The sequence below is a fragment of the Vibrio sp. SSH13-20 genome, assembly GCF_040104475.1.
Classification (GTDB): domain Bacteria; phylum Pseudomonadota; class Gammaproteobacteria; order Enterobacterales; family Vibrionaceae; genus Vibrio; species Vibrio harveyi.
On sequence record NZ_JBECOU010000003.1, the window covers coordinates 275,433 to 291,818 of the forward strand.

The following is a 16,386-nucleotide window of genomic DNA, read 5'->3' on the forward strand; positions in this document are numbered from 1 at the left end:
CAGCAATGAAAGAAAGCCATTTTTTCGCCCACTTGGCACGAATGAAGCTCATCCAACGCTGGCCCTTGATGCGCTCGGTATCACCGGAAAACGTTTCTGAACACAGCTTGCAAGTCGCGTTTGTCGCTCATGCCCTCGCCTTAATCAAAAACAAGAAGTTTGGCGGCAACCTCAATCCTGAACGGATAGCAATTCTAGCCATGTACCACGACTCCAGTGAGGTGTTAACTGGTGACTTGCCAACTCCTGTAAAATACTACAACCCAGAAATCTCTAAAGAATATAAGAAGATCGAAGCAGCTGCGGAACAAAAGTTACTGTCCATGTTGCCTGAGGAGTTTCAAGACGATTTTGCTCCCTACCTGTTGTCGCACTCTGCGCATGAAGAAGATGCATTGATCGTGAAACAAGCTGATTCCATCTGTGCATATTTAAAATGTCTCGAAGAACTTAGTGCAGGTAATCACGAGTTTGCTCTCGCCAAGAAGCGTCTCGACATCACTTTGCAAGAACGTAAAACACCGGAAATGGAATACTTCCTTCATACCTTTGCCCCAAGTTTTGAATTATCGCTGGATGAAATCAGTTAGTTGATGGAGAGAAACGTGTCGTTTGAATTAGATACTTCATGGCAAGAACGCCATGACGATGAACATAAAATCCGCCGTGACGATCATCGCAGCCCATATCAGCGTGACCGTGCGCGCATCTTGCACTCTGCGGCTTTCCGCCGCTTACAGGCGAAGACTCAGGTCCACGGCAACAGCTTAGAAGACTTCCACCGAACTCGCTTAACCCACTCTCTCGAAGCCGCGCAATTGGGAACGGGTATCGTAGCGCAGCTCAAGAAAAAGCAACCAGAGTTTCGAGATCTTCTGCCGTCTGACAGCTTGATCGATTCTCTCTGTTTAGCACACGACATTGGTCATCCTCCCTATGGACATGGTGGTGAAGTAGCCCTCAACTACATGATGCGTGAGCATGGCGGCTTTGAGGGGAATGCTCAAACATTTCGTATCGTCACCAAACTAGAGCCATATACTGAGCACTTTGGTATGAACTTATCGCGACGCGCGCTACTTGGTTTGATCAAATACCCTGCGCTACTTAGCCAAACTCGTGCAGTCTGCTTACCTGACCCAGTCGAACACCAACGCAAGCTAAAAGCCAAAGACTGGTGCCCAGCAAAGGGGATCTACGACTGCGATAAGGATTTGTTCGATTGGGTCATTGCACCATTAACCGACAACGACAAAACCTTGTTAAGCCAAATGCGCTGTCGTCCGGAATCAGAGTTTGAACACTGTAAAACTCGCTTCAAGTCACTCGATTGTTCCATCATGGAACTCGCCGATGACATTGCTTATGGCGTACATGATTTGGAAGATGCAATTGTGCTGGGCATGGTCACTCGCCAACAATGGCAAGAAGGAGCAGCAAGCCAACTGGCAGATTGTGGTGACCCGTGGTTTGAAGAACACATTGGATCAATCGGGCAGATGTTGTTTAGTGGCAAACATCATGAACGCAAAGATGCGATCGGCGGTATGGTCAATGCGCTGCTTACCAGTATCTCAATTAAAGTCGTCGATGAACCATTTAACAATGCGCTACTGGCTTGGAACGCCTGCTTAGAACCACAGATGGCAAAAGCGCTTGAAGTCCTCAAACACTTTGTTAGTAAGTATGTGATTCAAGTACATCAGGTGCAGATTGTTGAGTATAAGGGTCAACAGATCATCATGGATTTGTTTGAGGCATTAAGTGCCGATCCTGAACGCTTACTTCCAACACACACCCAAACCTTGTGGCAAACTGCCACCACCGAGAGCGCAAAAATGCGTGTGATAGCAGATTACATCTCAGCGATGACTGACGGGCATGCACAAAAGCTACACCGTCAGTTGTTTTCTTCAATCGTGCTCTAACCAAAAAGGACGGCTTTAAAGGCCACTATGAACCTTAATCCCCTTTCAGCTTAACGAGCTTTCAAATATACCCAAGTGACTTCAAGATGCAGGATTCAGAGCGTTGTCATTGATTCGAGGTCAAGGAAAACAACACAGCGTAATAGCCAGCTCTTTCCAAGTTGTTTGACGCAGAAATCGGGGCAATGACACGCTCCCGAAGGGCGAGCTGTCTTGGCTTGTATACTTTGTTGCCGATTCTTGATTTAGAGTGGCTAGATCTTTAAATCGTCGCCGCGCCTACAACCCAAGTCATTCTCGCTGAACCTAGCATCTCGAGGTTACTTGGGTATAGTTCTTTTCAAATACGCCCGGAGGCATCTGGGCGATTTGGAACTCAATCATCTTCTCAAACGCCGCCAATAAAGGTGTGAAATCTTGGTTTGGCTCTAACAAGCTTAACGCATGATACCCAGCTTCTACCGTCGATAAGCTGTTTTCAGACGGTGCTTTACGAATGGTGTAGTGACCTTGTAGATTTTCCGGCAACTTCACCGTGGGGATAGACTGTAAATTGGTCGAAAGCTGCCACATCTTGTAAGCTTTCTTCCATGTCCCATCAAGTAAAATCAAACGAGTTTTCTTAGTAGTATCAGATCGTTCATCTGCCAACTGAGAAAGACACAACGACTGATCTGAAGGATACAGAATAAAGTGCTGGTACGTTGCATCCTCAAGCAAGGCATTTAAAACTGAATCGTCAGAAAAATCTTCACCAATCAAGCAAGTACAATGATTTAAGCTTAAATTGAGAATCCGTGCCGTACCGAGAGGACGATGCTCTTCACTCGTATGCTGAAGGATGATAAGTTCAACCTCGTTTGCTAGCGATACAATCCATTGGCAGATACAAGCTTTGCGCGATTTTCCACACTGAGAACAATAACGAGACATAGAGTGAACCTTTATACATTGCTGAGCATCATCAGCGTCATCTGTTTAATACTTCAATTCGAGCCAATGGCAAGTCTAACTGAATGGCATGCATACAATATACGCCATGGCGAATGGTGGCGAATCGTAACAGGAAATTTGACGCATACCAACTTTGCTCATCTTGGTATGAACTTAGCTGGTCTATGGATTATTGGTTTTATTTTCCGCCCTACCGTGCGTAACTTTCTCATTGTGTTCATTGTCTTGTGCGCCTTTGTTGGTGCAATGAACTTGTTCACTAATATGTCGGTTTACGTTGGTTTATCAGGGGTACTGCACGGATTGTTCGGTTTCTGGGCTCTGAGTGAAGTTTTTGATGGCAGAAGAAGCAGCATGCTGCTCGTTGGTGGTCTAATTGCGAAAATCGCCTGGGAACAGTTCTACGGTCCTTCGACTAGTACAGCTGCAATGATTGGGGCTCGTGTTGCTGTTGATGCGCATTTATTTGGCGCAATTGGTGGTCTAGGTATGGCTGGGTTAGAAAAATTGCTACACCGTCGTCTCTTTGGTTAGCTCCCTTGGCAAAACGCTAAAAAGAACTCTTCACACTCCATTTTCGCATTTAAGCTAACCAAACAAAAAAATCCCGAACCATTAAAGAAGATTGGTTCGGGAAAGCAGTAATAGGAAACAGAAACTTCGCTTTTTAATGGCAAGAACGTTGATTACAACAAAATACGCTCTTCATTCTTTTTCACCGTGGCATCGCCAATGCCCTTCACTTTGGTCAGATCCGCAACGGTTTTAAAAGGACCGTGTTCATTACGATATTCGACGATATCTTTCGCTTTCTTTTCACCAATACCCTTTAGCATGGTGGCAATCTCTTGCGCTGAAGCTGTATTTACGTTTACCGTAATCTCGATACCTTCGTACTTAGCTGCTTTTGTGTTAGCCGACTTACTCTCTTCTGCCCAGCTCATCGGTGCTAAGAGTAATAAGCACAGTGTTAACATCCATTTCATTTGAGCACCCTCCCTTGAGTTTTTGTATTAAAACGAAAACTACTCTATGCAAAGCGCTGTTTATGTTGAAGTTTATTCAAACAAAAATAAAACGGGCCGCGAATGCGACCCGTTTTAGTTAACATGCAAATTACATCAGTAATGCTTAGTTGCTCACAACAAAGTACTCAATGTCAGTGTTTGCGCGTAGTACAGAGATTACCGAAGTAAGATCTTGTTGAGCAGAAGCACGTTGCATTTGCATCGCAACTTGCTCTTCCAATGCGCTGTCTAGCTCAGCATGAACAGCATCAAGCTCAACAACAACAATGTTGCCTTCTAGATCTTTAGATTGACCAAATACTGGCTTGCCATCAACAGGTTTCGCCATTGCAAATACTGTTGCTGCTAGTGGAGAGCGACGATCAACAGACTCTTGCTCACCAAACGCCAAACCATTTTCAGCAAGAATAGTCGTGTTGCCTTCTTTCAGAGCAGCAACAACTTTCGTACCGAGTTCGATCGCACCTTGCTCGCCTTTAACACGAGACAGTTCTGCAACCACTTGATCTTTCACTTCAGCTAGTGGAAGAACTGTTTCGTCACGAGCATCTTCGACACGAACAACAATGATGTGCTCAGGCGCCACTTCGATTGCTTCAGAGTTCAGACCATCTTCTTTCACTTCTGGGCTCATAATTGCCTGCATCACAGCTTGGTTCTTAAGAACTTCTGGCGCATCAACTTGAGAAATGAAGTCTGTCGTCTTCACTTTTTGACCAACCGCTTTAGAAGCGTCATCTAGCGAATCTGGGTATTCAAACGCTACTTTTTCAAGTTCGTTTTGTAGTTCATAGAACTGATCTACCGCTTTCTGGTCTACCATTTCTTGTTTAATTTCAGCTGCAACTTCAGAGAATGGTTTCGCCACTGCACCTTTTAGCTCTTCAAGCTTAATGATGTGGTAACCGAAATCTGACTTCACTAGACCAGTCATATCACCTGGGTTCTTAAGTGCAAATGCCGCTTCTTCAAAAGATGGGTCCATTACATCACGTTCGATCCAGCCTAGGTCACCGCCATTTTCAGCGCTACCAAAGTCTTCCGATTTTTCTTTTGCTAGTGTAGCAAAATCAGCACCTGCGTTTAGCTCGTCAAGAATTGCTTGCGCTTTCGCTTCATCATCACCTTCAACTAGGATGTGTGCTACGCGACGTTGCTCTTCTGTTGAGTACTTATCTAGGTGCTCGTCGTAGTATTTCTTAACTTCTGCGTCAGAAACTTGGATTTGCTTCTTAAGCTCTTCAGCAGAAAGCTCGATGTAAGCAACTTTAACTTGCTCAGGACGAGTGAAGTTATCTGGGTTTGCTTTGTAGTACTCTTGAATTTCTTCATCAGTAAGATCTACTTTCTTAGCAAACTCAGCCAAATCGATAGTGATTGTGCGAACGTCACGAGTTTGAGTGAACAGCTTGCCTTCTGCCTGAACTTCGCCAGGTAGCGTGAATTCACTTGTTTGCAGTGCGTTCAGCAGTTGCTCACGAACCAATTCACGGCGCATGTACTCTGCGAATGAGTCTGGAGAGAAGCCTGCGCGACGTAGAGACGCTTGGTAGATCTCTTGGTCGAATTTACCGTTAGATTGGAACTGAGGCATGTCTAGAATCATGCTGCGAACTTGTGCATCGCTAATGCGTAGACCTAGAGCTTCAGCTTGTTGGTCAAGTAGCACATCGTTGATCATGCGGTCTAGAACAGATTTGCGGAACGATTCAACGTATGCAGGGTCAGCCAGCATTTGAGAGAAGTAATCACCCAATTGAGCTTGCATGCGGTTACGCTCATTTTGGTATGCCATCTCAAACTCACCACGAGCAATCTCGGTGTTCCCTACTTTCGCTGCCGCGTTGTTGTTACCGCCAACAATGTAGCTACCTACACCAGCAAAAACGAAAGAAAGGATGATAAGTCCAAGGATAATTTTGACCGCGATGCTATTCACGCCTTCGCGTAGTCGATCCATCATAATTTAACTGCTCTCCACAATTGAAGCCGACTGCTTCTAATAGAAAATGTAATGTCGCGATAATATCAGAAAAAGAAATGCGCATCAGTAGGATGCGCATAATTTAAGAAAGTTCGGCTCTTAGTTTGTAAATTTTTGTTCAAATCTGACTGTTTGGACAAAAGTTATGCAATGGCCGTTAGCTGAACCAGCTCTTGTGTCTTCGACACAAAAAATTAGTTACAAGCGTCTTTTAGAGCTTTACCAGCTTTGAAAGAAGGTACTTTAGCTTCTGCGATTTGGATTTCTTCACCAGTTTTTGGGTTACGACCTGTGCGTGCTGCACGAGTACGTACGCTGAATGTACCGAAGCCAACAAGAGCAACTTGGTCACCAGACTGAAGCGTACCACTAACTGCTTCGATGAATGCGTCTAGAGCGCGACCAGCTGATGCTTTAGAGATGTCTGCGTTTTCTGCGATTTGTTCTACTAGTTGAGTTTTATTCACTGTGATTTCCCCTTTGTGTCATCTGTGATTATTTTTGTGATGACTTTCGTTCCATAATTAAAAAAATATGCTTCAACCCTTATCCTTCAAGGGCTGGAAGCTATCGAACTTAACTTAGCGTCCAAAAAAAACGCTGACAAGCCTTTTTAAGCCTATCAGCGTAAAGTTTTACTTATTTTTGCTACACATCACTATTTTTGAGACTGAAACTCAACGCCCGTCGGGTCTCGCTCAAGTGCAACTTTAAGAACTTCGTCGATCCACTGTACCGGGATAACCTTCAGATCCGCGATAACATTTTCTGGAATCTCTTCCAAATCACGCTCATTGTCTTTCGGAATCAGTACCGTTTTGATGCCGCCACGGTGTGCCGCAAGTAACTTCTCTTTTAGACCGCCGATAGGTAGAACTTCACCACGTAGAGTGATTTCACCCGTCATACCCACTTCTGCTTTCACAGGGTTACCTGTCAAGCTAGAAACTAGCGCAGTACACATTGCGATACCCGCACTTGGACCGTCTTTTGGTGTCGCACCCTCTGGTACGTGTACGTGAATATCACGTTTCTCGTAGAAGTCTGAGTTAATACCCAACTTCTCAGCACGTGAACGTACAACCGTCATCGCCGCTTGGATAGACTCTTTCATTACGTCGCCAAGAGAACCTGTCTGCGTCAACTTACCTTTACCTGGCATCGCTTCCGTTTCGATCGTCAGTAGATCGCCGCCCACTTGAGTCCAAGCGAGACCAGTTACTTGACCAATACGGTTGCTGTCATCTGCCTTACCAAAGTCATGACGTTGAACACCTAGGTATTCTTTCAGGTTATCCATCGTAACTGTCACTGACTTCAAGCTTGAATCAAGCAGGATGTTCTTCACTGCTTTACGACAGATCTTAGAAATTTCACGCTCTAGGCTACGTACACCCGCTTCACGCGTGTAGTAACGAATGATACCGATGATTGCAGAATCTTCGATGGTAATCTCGTTTGGTTTCAGACCATTACGCTTAACTTGCTTATCAACAAGGTGGCGTTTTGCAATGTTTAGTTTCTCGTCTTCTGTGTAGCCAGAAAGACGAATCACTTCCATACGATCCAATAGCGGTCCAGGAATGTCCATCGAGTTCGATGTAGCAACGAACATAACGTCAGAAAGATCGTAATCTACCTCTAGGTAGTGATCGTTAAATGCATTGTTTTGCTCTGGGTCTAGAACTTCTAATAGTGCTGATGATGGGTCACCACGCATATCTGAAGACATTTTGTCGATTTCATCCAGAAGGAACAGCGGGTTTTTCACACCAACTTTCGACATTTTCTGAATTAGCTTACCCGGCAGAGAGCCGATGTAAGTACGACGGTGACCACGGATTTCCGCTTCATCACGTACACCACCCAATGCCATACGCGTGTATTTACGACCCGTTGCCGCTGCAATTGAGCGACCTAGAGACGTTTTACCAACACCAGGAGGACCTACAAGACAAAGGATTGGACCTTTCAGCTTGTTGATACGGTTCTGCACCGCTAAGTACTCAAGAATACGCTCTTTCACACGCTCTAGACCGTAATGGTCTTCGTTTAGAATCTCTTCTGCTTTCGCCAAGTTCTTCTTCACTTTAGAACGCTTGTTCCAAGGCACGCTTACCATCCAATCGATGTAGCTGCGAACAACTGTCGCTTCTGCCGACATTGGAGACATCATCTTAAGCTTTTGCAGCTCTTGTTCTGTCTTTTCACGTGCATCCTGAGGCATTTTTGATTCTTCAATCTTTTGCTTCAGCGTTTCAAACTCGTCAGGCGCATCTTCCATCTCACCAAGTTCTTTCTGAATCGCTTTCATTTGCTCATTCAGGTAGTACTCACGCTGAGACTTTTCCATCTGCTTCTTAACGCGACCGCGGATGCGCTTTTCTACTTGAAGAAGATCGATTTCTGATTCCATCTGACCCATTAGGAATTCTAAACGTTCAGTTACATCAATAATTTCAAGTACTTGTTGTTTGTCCACCAGCTTAAGAGGCATGTGCGCAGCAATGGTATCTGCTAGACGCGCAGCTTCATCAATACCGCTTAGAGAAGTCAGTACTTCTGGCGGGATTTTTTTGTTTAGTTTGATGAAGCCTTCAAATTGGTTAATCGCACTGCGAACAATCACTTCTTGCTCACGCTCATCCAATTCAGGTGTTACCACAAATTCCGCTTCAGCAAGGAAGAATTCGCTCTCTTTGAAATGGTTGATTTTAGCGCGCTGCTGACCTTCAACGAGCACTTTTACTGTGCCATCAGGTAGCTTAAGAAGTTGAAGAATGGTTGCAACTGTACCTACTTCGAATAGGTCTTCAACCGTCGGCTCGTCAGTGTCAGCTTGCTTTTGTGCCACAAGCAGAACTTGTTTGTTTGTTTCCATCGCTGTTTCTAGACAGCTAATCGATTTCTCACGACCAACAAACAATGGAATAACCATGTGTGGGTATACCACTACGTCACGTAGAGGTAATACCGGGATCTCGATACGCTCGGAACGTTCCAAGTTCATATAATTCTCTCTTCCGCTTTCACGTTTAACGTATTACTTAAGGCAGTATATGGGGGCTAATTATTTGGATTCAATAAAAGAAATAAAAAAAGGAGGTAATTACTTACCTCCTTTTTTATTTATGGCTGAATTTATTCTGCTCCAGCTGCCTGATTATCGGCATTGCTGTAGATGAGCAATGGTTCTGATTCACCGTTAATTACTGATTCATCAATCACGACTTTACTTACGTCAGTCGCTGATGGCAGTTCATACATGGTTTCTAACAGAACGCTTTCTAAGATTGAACGTAGACCACGAGCACCCGTCTTACGCTCCATCGCTTTTTTAGCGATAGCACGCAACGCGTCTTCACGGAACTCAAGTTCTGCGTCTTCTAGTTCGAACAATGCTGCATATTGCTTGGTCAACGCGTTCTTCGGTTCACATAGGATCTGAATTAGCGCTTCTTCATCAAGCTCTGTCAGTGTTGTTGTTACAGGCAGACGACCAATGAACTCAGGGATCAAACCGTACTTCACTAGATCCTCAGGTTCTACCTGAGTAAATAGTTCACCAACGGTTTTGGTTTCGTTCTTCGAGCGCACTTCTGCGCCAAAACCAATACCTGTGCCTGTTGCTACACGTTGTTCAATCACTTTATCTAGACCAGCAAATGCACCGCCACAGATGAACAGGATCTTAGACGTGTCCACTTGTAGGAATTCTTGCTGTGGATGCTTACGACCACCTTGTGGTGGAACCGATGCAACCGTGCCTTCGATAAGTTTTAGTAGCGCCTGCTGAACACCTTCACCAGATACGTCACGCGTAATTGATGGGTTTTCAGCTTTACGAGAAATCTTGTCAATTTCGTCAATGTATACAATGCCGCGTTCAGCCTTCGCTACATCGTAATCACATTTTTGCAGAAGCTTCTGGATGATGTTTTCAACGTCTTCACCAACATAACCAGCTTCGGTTAGTGTGGTAGCGTCAGCCATTGTAAATGGCACATCCAGGAATCGAGCTAGTGTCTCAGCAAGCAGTGTTTTACCACTACCAGTAGGACCAATTAGAAGGATGTTACTTTTACCAAGTTCCACACCTTCGCTCGTTGTATCACCATTGCGTAAACGCTTGTAGTGGTTATATACCGCAACTGCGAGCACTTTTTTCGCGTAATCTTGTCCGATCACATAGTCATCAAGGTGTTCACGGATCTGTTTTGGCGTTGGTAACGCTTCAGATTCTTTCTTAGGGAGAACATCCTTGATTTCTTCGCGAATGATATCGTTACATAAGTCGACACACTCGTCGCAAATGTAAACTGACGGACCTGCGATTAGCTTGCGAACTTCGTGCTGACTTTTGCCACAGAAAGAGCAGTACAGCAATTTGCCGCTGCCGCTTTCTTTGCTTTTATCTGTCATTCGCTAACCTCTTAGCCTTTACTCTTTATGAATGAGTGTATATCAAATTTAGCCAAAATGCGCTGGCTAAATTACTCGCCGCGATGGCTCAACACTGCATCCACAATACCGTATTCTACTGCCTGATCTGCCGACATGAAGTTGTCACGATCAGTATCGCGCTCAATCACTTCAAGAGGCTGGCCAGTATGTTCTGCTAATAGGTTGTTTAGCTTCTGCTTGATAGTCAGGATTTCCTGAGCATGAATTTGGATATCAGAAGCTTGACCTTGGAAGCCACCTAGTGGTTGGTGGATCATCACACGTGAATTAGGCAGAACGTAACGCTTACCTGGCGCACCACCTGCAAGCAGGAACGCACCCATAGAGCAAGCTTGACCCATACATACTGTGCTTACATTTGGTTTGATGAACTGCATTGTGTCGTAGATAGACATACCTGCAGTCACGCTGCCGCCTGGCGAGTTGATGTATAGGAAAATATCTTTATCTGGATTTTCAGATTCTAGGAAAAGTAGCTGAGCCACGACAAGGTTTGCCATGTGGTCTTCCACTTGACCAGTTAAAAAGATCACGCGCTCTTTAAGCAAGCGTGAGTAAATGTCGTAAGAGCGTTCGCCGCGGGAAGTTTGTTCAACCACCATTGGCACTAGCGCGTCAATAATTGGCGACATTGCGTTTTTTTCTTGGTAGCTCATATTCTTATGTCCCTAAAATAAATGGCCCGGATGATGTGTATCATACGGACCATTGTTAGCAGAATAGTCGACGTTAAGTCAACCTTCTACGCAAGATATTGCTTATTAAGCAGCAGGTTGTTGGTTAAGTAGCTCGTTGAAGCTTACTTCTTTCTCAGTAACCTGTGCTTTAGCGATGATCGCGTCGATAGCTTGCTCTTCTAGAGCAACGTTACGCATGTTGTTCATCATTTGCTCGTTTTGCTCGTAGTAAGCAATAACTTCTGATGGATCTTCGTAAGCAGTTGCCATTTCTTCGATTAGCGCTTTCACTTTCTCGTCGTCAGCTTTTAGTTCTTCAGACTTGATTACTTCGCCTAGTAGAAGACCTACAACTACGCGACGTTTAGCTTGCTCTTCGAATAGTTCACGTGGAAGCTGTGCAGCTGCTTCTGGGTTACCACCGAAGCGTTGTGCAGCTTGTTGACGTAGAACTTGGATTTCTTGGTCAATAAGTGCAGCTGGTACGTCGATTTCGTTTTGCTCAACTAGACCGTCGATAGCTTGCTCTTTGATGCGGTTCTTAACAGCTTGCTTAAGTTCGCGCTCCATGTTCTTACGAACTTCAGCTTTAAGTGCTTCAACGCCACCTTCAGCAACACCGAACTTAGAAACGAACTCGTCGTTTAGTTCTGGTAGTTCACGAGCTTCAACTTTGTTCACTTTGATTGCGAACTTAGCTGCTTTACCTTTTAGGTTTTCAGCGTGGTAATCTTCTGGGAAGTTTACGTCGATTTCGAATTCCATACCTTTAGTTTTACCTTCGATACCGTCTTCGAAACCTGGGATCATGCGACCTGCGCCCATTTCTAGTGGGAAGTTCTCAGCTTTACCGCCTTCGAACTCTTCACCGTCGATAGAGCCAACGAAATCGATGCTTACACGCTTACCAGCTTCTGCAGCTTCTTCAACTTCTGCCCAAGTAGCTTGTTGCTTACGTAGAGTTTCGATCATCTCTTCTACGTCTGCATCTTTAACTTCTGTTGTTGGTTTTTCAACAGTGATGCTGTCTAGACCTTTAAGCTCAACTTCTGGGTAAACTTCGAAAGTTGCAGTGAAAACTAGGTCTGCGCCTTCGTTGTTTTCAACTGGAGCGAAAGTTGGAGCGCCAGCTGGGTTGATTTTCTCTTTTACGATCGCTTCGATGAAGTGGCGTTGCATAACTTCACCAAGAACGTCTTGACGTACTGCTTTGCCGTACATCTTAGCAACCATTTTTAGAGGCACTTTACCCTTACGGAAACCATCGAAACGACGGTTTTTAGCGATGTTGCGTAGTTCAGCTGTTACAGCGTCTTCGATGTTTGCAGCTGGAACAGTAATGTTTAGACGGCGCTCTAGGCCTTCTAGCGTTTCAACAGTAACTTGCATTATTTATAAACCTCTAAAGTGGCTCGGTTTGTCCGAGCGTATGAGCGAGACTCTCCGGAGTTCACGCTTCATCCTTGTGTAGTGTCCTGTCCGAACACCTAATTTAAAATCGAGTATCGATGCTGAAAATCAACATCGGACTAATCAGTGATATCTTCGGTGTTATCACCAAAGGTATCTCCTATTAGCCTCAGGACAGAATTTTTAGACGCGACATTCTAGCGATCTGTCGCTACCCTGTCGAGCCAATAGCCACTATGTGGACATTGTCTGCGCTAAATTCTCGAATACTGATCCAAAAATTAGCGAAAAATGCGATTTGAACACCGCTTCATCGCTGTCAGCATATCTAGAATGGGGACAATAGCGACTTTTTCAAGAGAATCGACAGCTTTTTTTATTGAAAAGCCTAAAAAGAGATCTTGCTCTTGTTTTACTCCACAGAGTTGGAAACTAAATCCCTATTCATCTCTACAAACTATTAACATTTTCTTACGTGACAAAAGGAAGGTGTCAAGGAGCGTGGGATGTCGCAGAGAAACCGTATTATACTGATTTTTTTCGCCTTCTATTTCCTCTGCGCGTTCATCGGTGGTCACTGGGTTTGGAGCCATAGCTACCAGTCATTACTCGACAAACATCAATCGCAGTTGGAGCGCTTTTCTAGCCATATTCAAAATAAGTTAGATAAATATGCTCACATCCCACACCTGCTTTCTAAGGATGAACCTTTGGTCGAAGCGCTACTTAACCCAGAAAACAGCGCACAACTTGAAATCACCAATCGATACTTAGAATCGGTCAATGGCGTCATTGAAGCGGCTGACACCTATTTAATAGACAAATGGGGAACAACGATCGCTGCAAGCAACTGGCGTAAAGAACGTTCTTTCGTCGGACGCAACTTCGCCTTTCGTCCCTATTTTAAACAAGCGATTACAGGGCAACGCAGCCAATATTACGCGCTGGGTTCAACATCGGGTAAGCGTGGTTATTACTACTCTTACCCTATTGTCTATGCTGGGGGGGTGATCGGCGTCGTCGTGGTTAAAATGGATCTGAGTAAGATAGAGGACAACTGGCAACAACCCAACAGCGTTTTCGTAGCCAGTGACCCGAACGGTATTGTATTTATGAGCAGTCGCAATGACTGGTTGTTCAAAAGCCTGCAGCCTCTCGAAGAGCCAACTGCAGCAGAGGTGTGGGCAAGCAGGCAATATTTGAACACCACCATCGACTCACTTGGATTCGTCGGTGACATGAGCTTAGCGCATACCGAAGCGAAGCAAGGCTACCCCTATAACAAAGGGACACTAGTGGTTTCATCCTTACCTTTAGAAAACCTCAAACTCACTATCCGAGTGCTTTCTCCTAAGCAATCTGTCATCTGGTTCACCATGGGTTATTTGCTTGTTCTCACGCTTGTTTTTACTGTGCTCTTTCTCGTTGGGCAGCTCATTTATCATCGCCAGCAGCGCCATCGACAAATCGAACGCATTCAGCAAGAAGCAAATCAGAAATTGGAATATCAGGTAATGGCTCGCACCGCTGAATTGCAAGCAGAGATAGCACAACGTATCGAGACAGAGCAAACCTTACGCGTTACCCAAGACGAGCTGGTGCAAGCCGCAAAACTTGCTGTGCTGGGACAAATGTCGGCAAGCATCAGTCATGAACTCAATAATCCCCTCGCCGCCATTCGCAGTTTCGCTGAAAACGGTAAGCTTTTCTTGCACAAAGAGAAATATGAACGGACGGAAGAAAACTTAACGCGTATATCCGCCCTGACCGACAGAATGGCGAACATCAGTCAGCAGCTGCGCTCTTTTGCTAAGAAGACCAGTGGGAACGAGCTGGCGCAAACTCACCTTCTGCCCGTTATTGCCTCCGCAAAAGAACTGATGAAGCCGGCATTCAAATCAGCCCGAGTAACATTAAATACCAAACTCATAGAACAAGACGTAGAAGTACAGATCAACACAATTCAACTCGAACAAGTGCTGGTGAACTTATTGACCAACGCAATAGAAGCGACCAAAGGGCAAGAAAACAAGCAAGTCCATTTGTCTATCGAAAAAGATATACAAGCCGAACTCGTATGGATTTATGTCGATGATAATGGCACGGGACTCGGTGAGTTCACCTTTTCACAGCTATGTGAACCCTTTTTAACCACCAAGCAAAATGGCTTAGGTTTAGGGCTCTCGATATCGCAACAAATTTTAGCTGGTATGAATGGCATATTAAGCGCCCAGAATCGAGAGCAAGGCGGAGCTCGATTCTCCATTTGCTTACCTCTTATTTCATCACACACCACATAACAAAAGGATTGAACTATGTGTCAGGTGTTTTTTATTGATGACGAAGCCGATCTCAGACTGGCGATCGAACAAACCTTTGAACTGGCAGACATAGAAGCCAAGTTTTTTCCGGATGCAGAGTCGGCTTTAATCGCGATGCAACAAGGAGAAGGCTCGGGAGTGGTCGTCACCGACATCTGTTTGCCGGGCATTTCTGGTATGGATTTACTGACCACATTAACCCAGCGCGACCCAAACTTACCCGTCATCATGATCACAGGACACGGCGACATTTCAATGGCAGTTCAAGCTCTTCATCAAGGAGCCTATGACTTTATTGAAAAACCATTTGCACCTGAGCATCTGGTAGAAACCGTCAAACGCGCAATTGAGAAACGCAAACTGACTAATGAAAATGAGAAACTGCGTCAATCCCTGAAAGCCAGTCAAACCTTGGGACCGCGTATTATTGGAGAAACCGAAAGTATCCAACTGCTACGTGAAACCATCACTCACATTGCTGACACCGATGCGGATATATTGCTGTTTGGAGAAACGGGGACAGGTAAAGAGCTGATAGCTCGCTCTCTGCACGAACAAAGCTCTCGTCGGAACCAAAACTTTGTCGCGGTAAACTGTGGGGCAGTACCTGAGAACCTCATCGAAAGCGAGCTTTATGGTCACGAAAAAGGGGCGTTTACCGGAGCAGAAAGTCGTCGCATCGGTAAGTTTGAATTTGCACAGGGTGGCACGTTATTTTTGGATGAAATCGAATCTATGCCAGTTCAAGCACAAATCCGTTTACTGCGCGTTTTGCAAGAAAGAGTGATTGAGCGGGTTGGTTCCAATGAGTTATTGCCATTGGATATTCGAGTGATTGCAGCAACAAAGGTGGACTTAAAGCAAGCCTCTGAACAAGGCACATTTCGCCAAGACCTCTATTATCGCCTCAATGTGGTAACACTGGATTTACCGCCGATGCGCGAGCGTAAGGAAGATATTCCCGCACTATTCCACCACTTTTTACTGGTTGCCGCATCACGCTATGGGAAAACCTCCCCTAGCCTCTCCTCACAAGATTTGGCTCAGTTAATGGCACATGATTGGCCGGGTAATGTGCGTGAATTACGTAACGCGGCAGAACGATTTGTTTTACTTGGGAAACTGATACAGCTAGGCGACGCTTCGTGCACACCTACTTCCCCATCGAGCCTTTCTGAACAAGTGGCAGAGTTTGAAAAAGCAGCCATAGAGAGTGCTCTACTGGAGAACAGCGGGAGTATCAAGCAAACGATGGAACAATTGAATGTGCCTCGAAAAACTCTGTATGACAAAATGCAACGCTATCAGATAGATAAAGATCTATATAAATAAAACGCCGTTTGCGGTTTGTTGTTATATCCAACTTGAATCATACTTTTTACTAGCAAGAGATTAATGGTTCATATGGATATGACAGAGAAAATCAGGATACCCGTTATCACAGATACCGTGATGGTCGACGGTCATTATCAGGAAGAAAGGCGATCCGGTGAAGATCGGCGCAAAAATAGAAAGAAGTGGCTTGGTTACGAGCGCAGAGTCAATCCTGACCCTCGTAGACCTTCCTACAAGTCAATAAACGAAGAGGTGTGAATCGTCACACCTCTTTTGTTTTAACTG

14 protein-coding genes and 1 pseudogene are annotated in these 16,386 nt (G+C 44.9%); 6 read left to right on the forward strand and 9 right to left on the reverse strand.

Annotated elements, in window-relative coordinates:
- The first annotated feature begins 5 nt into the window (after positions 1-5).
- Positions 6-590, forward strand: coding sequence for a 5'-deoxynucleotidase (gene yfbR, locus ABMY42_RS10005; RefSeq protein WP_005425568.1), 585 nt, complete (start codon positions 6-8; stop codon positions 588-590).
- Positions 591-593: 3 nt separating this feature from the next.
- Complete coding sequence (locus tag ABMY42_RS10010) at positions 594-1,928, forward strand: anti-phage deoxyguanosine triphosphatase (RefSeq protein WP_050548759.1); 1,335 nt, start codon at positions 594-596, stop codon at positions 1,926-1,928.
- A gap of 306 nt (positions 1,929-2,234) precedes the next feature.
- Here ABMY42_RS10010 and ABMY42_RS10015 read toward each other — a convergent pair whose 3' ends face one another.
- Positions 2,235-2,861, reverse strand: coding sequence for a DTW domain-containing protein (locus ABMY42_RS10015; protein ID WP_239213432.1), 627 nt, complete (start codon positions 2,859-2,861; stop codon positions 2,235-2,237).
- A gap of 3 nt (positions 2,862-2,864) precedes the next feature.
- Between ABMY42_RS10015 and rrtA the strand changes: the two genes are divergently transcribed.
- Positions 2,865-3,416: a rhombosortase gene (gene rrtA, locus ABMY42_RS10020; protein ID WP_005446582.1), complete on the forward strand. Its 552-nt coding sequence runs from the start codon at positions 2,865-2,867 to the stop codon at positions 3,414-3,416.
- Between the two features lie 152 nt (positions 3,417-3,568).
- Here the strand turns inward: rrtA and ABMY42_RS10025 are convergent, their stop codons facing one another.
- The 8 genes and pseudogenes from ABMY42_RS10025 to ABMY42_RS10060 form a co-directional block, all read right to left on the reverse strand.
- Positions 3,569-3,868, reverse strand: coding sequence for a helix-hairpin-helix domain-containing protein (locus ABMY42_RS10025; protein WP_005446580.1), 300 nt, complete (start codon positions 3,866-3,868; stop codon positions 3,569-3,571).
- 145 nt (positions 3,869-4,013) lie between these two features.
- Positions 4,014-5,873 carry a peptidylprolyl isomerase gene (gene ppiD / locus ABMY42_RS10030; protein ID WP_349266266.1) on the reverse strand — a complete coding sequence of 620 codons (1,860 nt, stop codon included), beginning with the start codon at positions 5,871-5,873 and terminating at the stop codon, positions 4,014-4,016.
- 215 nt (positions 5,874-6,088) lie between these two features.
- Positions 6,089-6,361, reverse strand: a complete 273-nt coding sequence (locus ABMY42_RS10035) for an HU family DNA-binding protein (protein ID WP_005430934.1) — start codon at positions 6,359-6,361, stop codon at positions 6,089-6,091.
- A 191-nt stretch (positions 6,362-6,552) separates the two neighbouring features.
- Positions 6,553-8,904 (reverse strand): endopeptidase La, encoded by a 2,352-nt coding sequence (gene lon / locus ABMY42_RS10040; RefSeq protein WP_005446574.1) that lies wholly within the window; start codon positions 8,902-8,904, stop codon positions 6,553-6,555.
- A gap of 131 nt (positions 8,905-9,035) precedes the next feature.
- Positions 9,036-10,316: an ATP-dependent protease ATP-binding subunit ClpX gene (clpX, locus tag ABMY42_RS10045; protein WP_005430932.1), complete on the reverse strand. Its 1,281-nt coding sequence runs from the start codon at positions 10,314-10,316 to the stop codon at positions 9,036-9,038.
- 71 nt (positions 10,317-10,387) lie between these two features.
- Entirely contained in the window at positions 10,388-11,014 is a 627-nt protein-coding gene (gene clpP / locus ABMY42_RS10050) for an ATP-dependent Clp endopeptidase proteolytic subunit ClpP (protein ID WP_005430931.1), read from the reverse strand.
- Between the two features lie 105 nt (positions 11,015-11,119).
- Positions 11,120-12,424: a trigger factor gene (gene tig, locus ABMY42_RS10055; RefSeq protein WP_009698344.1), complete on the reverse strand. Its 1,305-nt coding sequence runs from the start codon at positions 12,422-12,424 to the stop codon at positions 11,120-11,122.
- A 302-nt stretch (positions 12,425-12,726) separates the two neighbouring features.
- Positions 12,727-12,912, reverse strand: a pseudogene (locus ABMY42_RS10060) (hypothetical protein).
- Between the two features lie 39 nt (positions 12,913-12,951).
- Here ABMY42_RS10060 and ABMY42_RS10065 point away from each other — a divergent pair.
- The 3 genes from ABMY42_RS10065 (at position 12,952) to ABMY42_RS10075 (ending at position 16,359) form a co-directional block, all read left to right on the forward strand.
- Positions 12,952-14,745, forward strand: coding sequence for an ATP-binding protein (locus tag ABMY42_RS10065; RefSeq protein WP_188015327.1), 1,794 nt, complete (start codon positions 12,952-12,954; stop codon positions 14,743-14,745).
- Between the two features lie 15 nt (positions 14,746-14,760).
- The gene (locus ABMY42_RS10070) at positions 14,761-16,098 is read left to right on the forward strand and encodes a sigma-54 dependent transcriptional regulator (RefSeq protein ID WP_005446569.1); all 1,338 of its coding nucleotides are present in this window, start codon (positions 14,761-14,763) and stop codon (positions 16,096-16,098) included.
- Positions 16,099-16,176: 78 nt separating this feature from the next.
- Positions 16,177-16,359 carry a hypothetical protein gene (locus ABMY42_RS10075; RefSeq protein ID WP_026000132.1) on the forward strand — a complete coding sequence of 61 codons (183 nt, stop codon included), beginning with the start codon at positions 16,177-16,179 and terminating at the stop codon, positions 16,357-16,359.
- Positions 16,360-16,386: the final 27 nt, after the last annotated feature.

Bases quoted from the DNA above. Each gene is read 5' to 3' on its own strand.
- ABMY42_RS10025 (WP_005446580.1), bottom strand. From the start codon at position 3,868: ATGAAATGGATGTTAACACTGTGCTTATTACTCTTAGCACCGATGAGC.
- ABMY42_RS10070 (WP_005446569.1), top strand. From the start codon at position 14,761: ATGTGTCAGGTGTTTTTTATTGATGACGAAGCCGATCTCAGACTGGCG.
- ppiD (WP_349266266.1), bottom strand. From the start codon at position 5,873: ATGATGGATCGACTACGCGAAGGCGTGAATAGCATCGCGGTCAAAATT.
- clpX (WP_005430932.1), bottom strand. From the start codon at position 10,316: ATGACAGATAAAAGCAAAGAAAGCGGCAGCGGCAAATTGCTGTACTGC.
- lon (WP_005446574.1), bottom strand. From the start codon at position 8,904: ATGAACTTGGAACGTTCCGAGCGTATCGAGATCCCGGTATTACCTCTA.
- ABMY42_RS10010 (WP_050548759.1), top strand. From the start codon at position 594: ATGGAGAGAAACGTGTCGTTTGAATTAGATACTTCATGGCAAGAACGC.
- ABMY42_RS10015 (WP_239213432.1), bottom strand. From the start codon at position 2,861: ATGTCTCGTTATTGTTCTCAGTGTGGAAAATCGCGCAAAGCTTGTATC.
- clpP (WP_005430931.1), bottom strand. From the start codon at position 11,014: ATGAGCTACCAAGAAAAAAACGCAATGTCGCCAATTATTGACGCGCTA.
- ABMY42_RS10075 (WP_026000132.1), top strand. From the start codon at position 16,177: ATGACAGAGAAAATCAGGATACCCGTTATCACAGATACCGTGATGGTC.
- tig (WP_009698344.1), bottom strand. From the start codon at position 12,424: ATGCAAGTTACTGTTGAAACGCTAGAAGGCCTAGAGCGCCGTCTAAAC.
- yfbR (WP_005425568.1), top strand. From the start codon at position 6: ATGAAAGAAAGCCATTTTTTCGCCCACTTGGCACGAATGAAGCTCATC.
- ABMY42_RS10065 (WP_188015327.1), top strand. From the start codon at position 12,952: ATGTCGCAGAGAAACCGTATTATACTGATTTTTTTCGCCTTCTATTTC.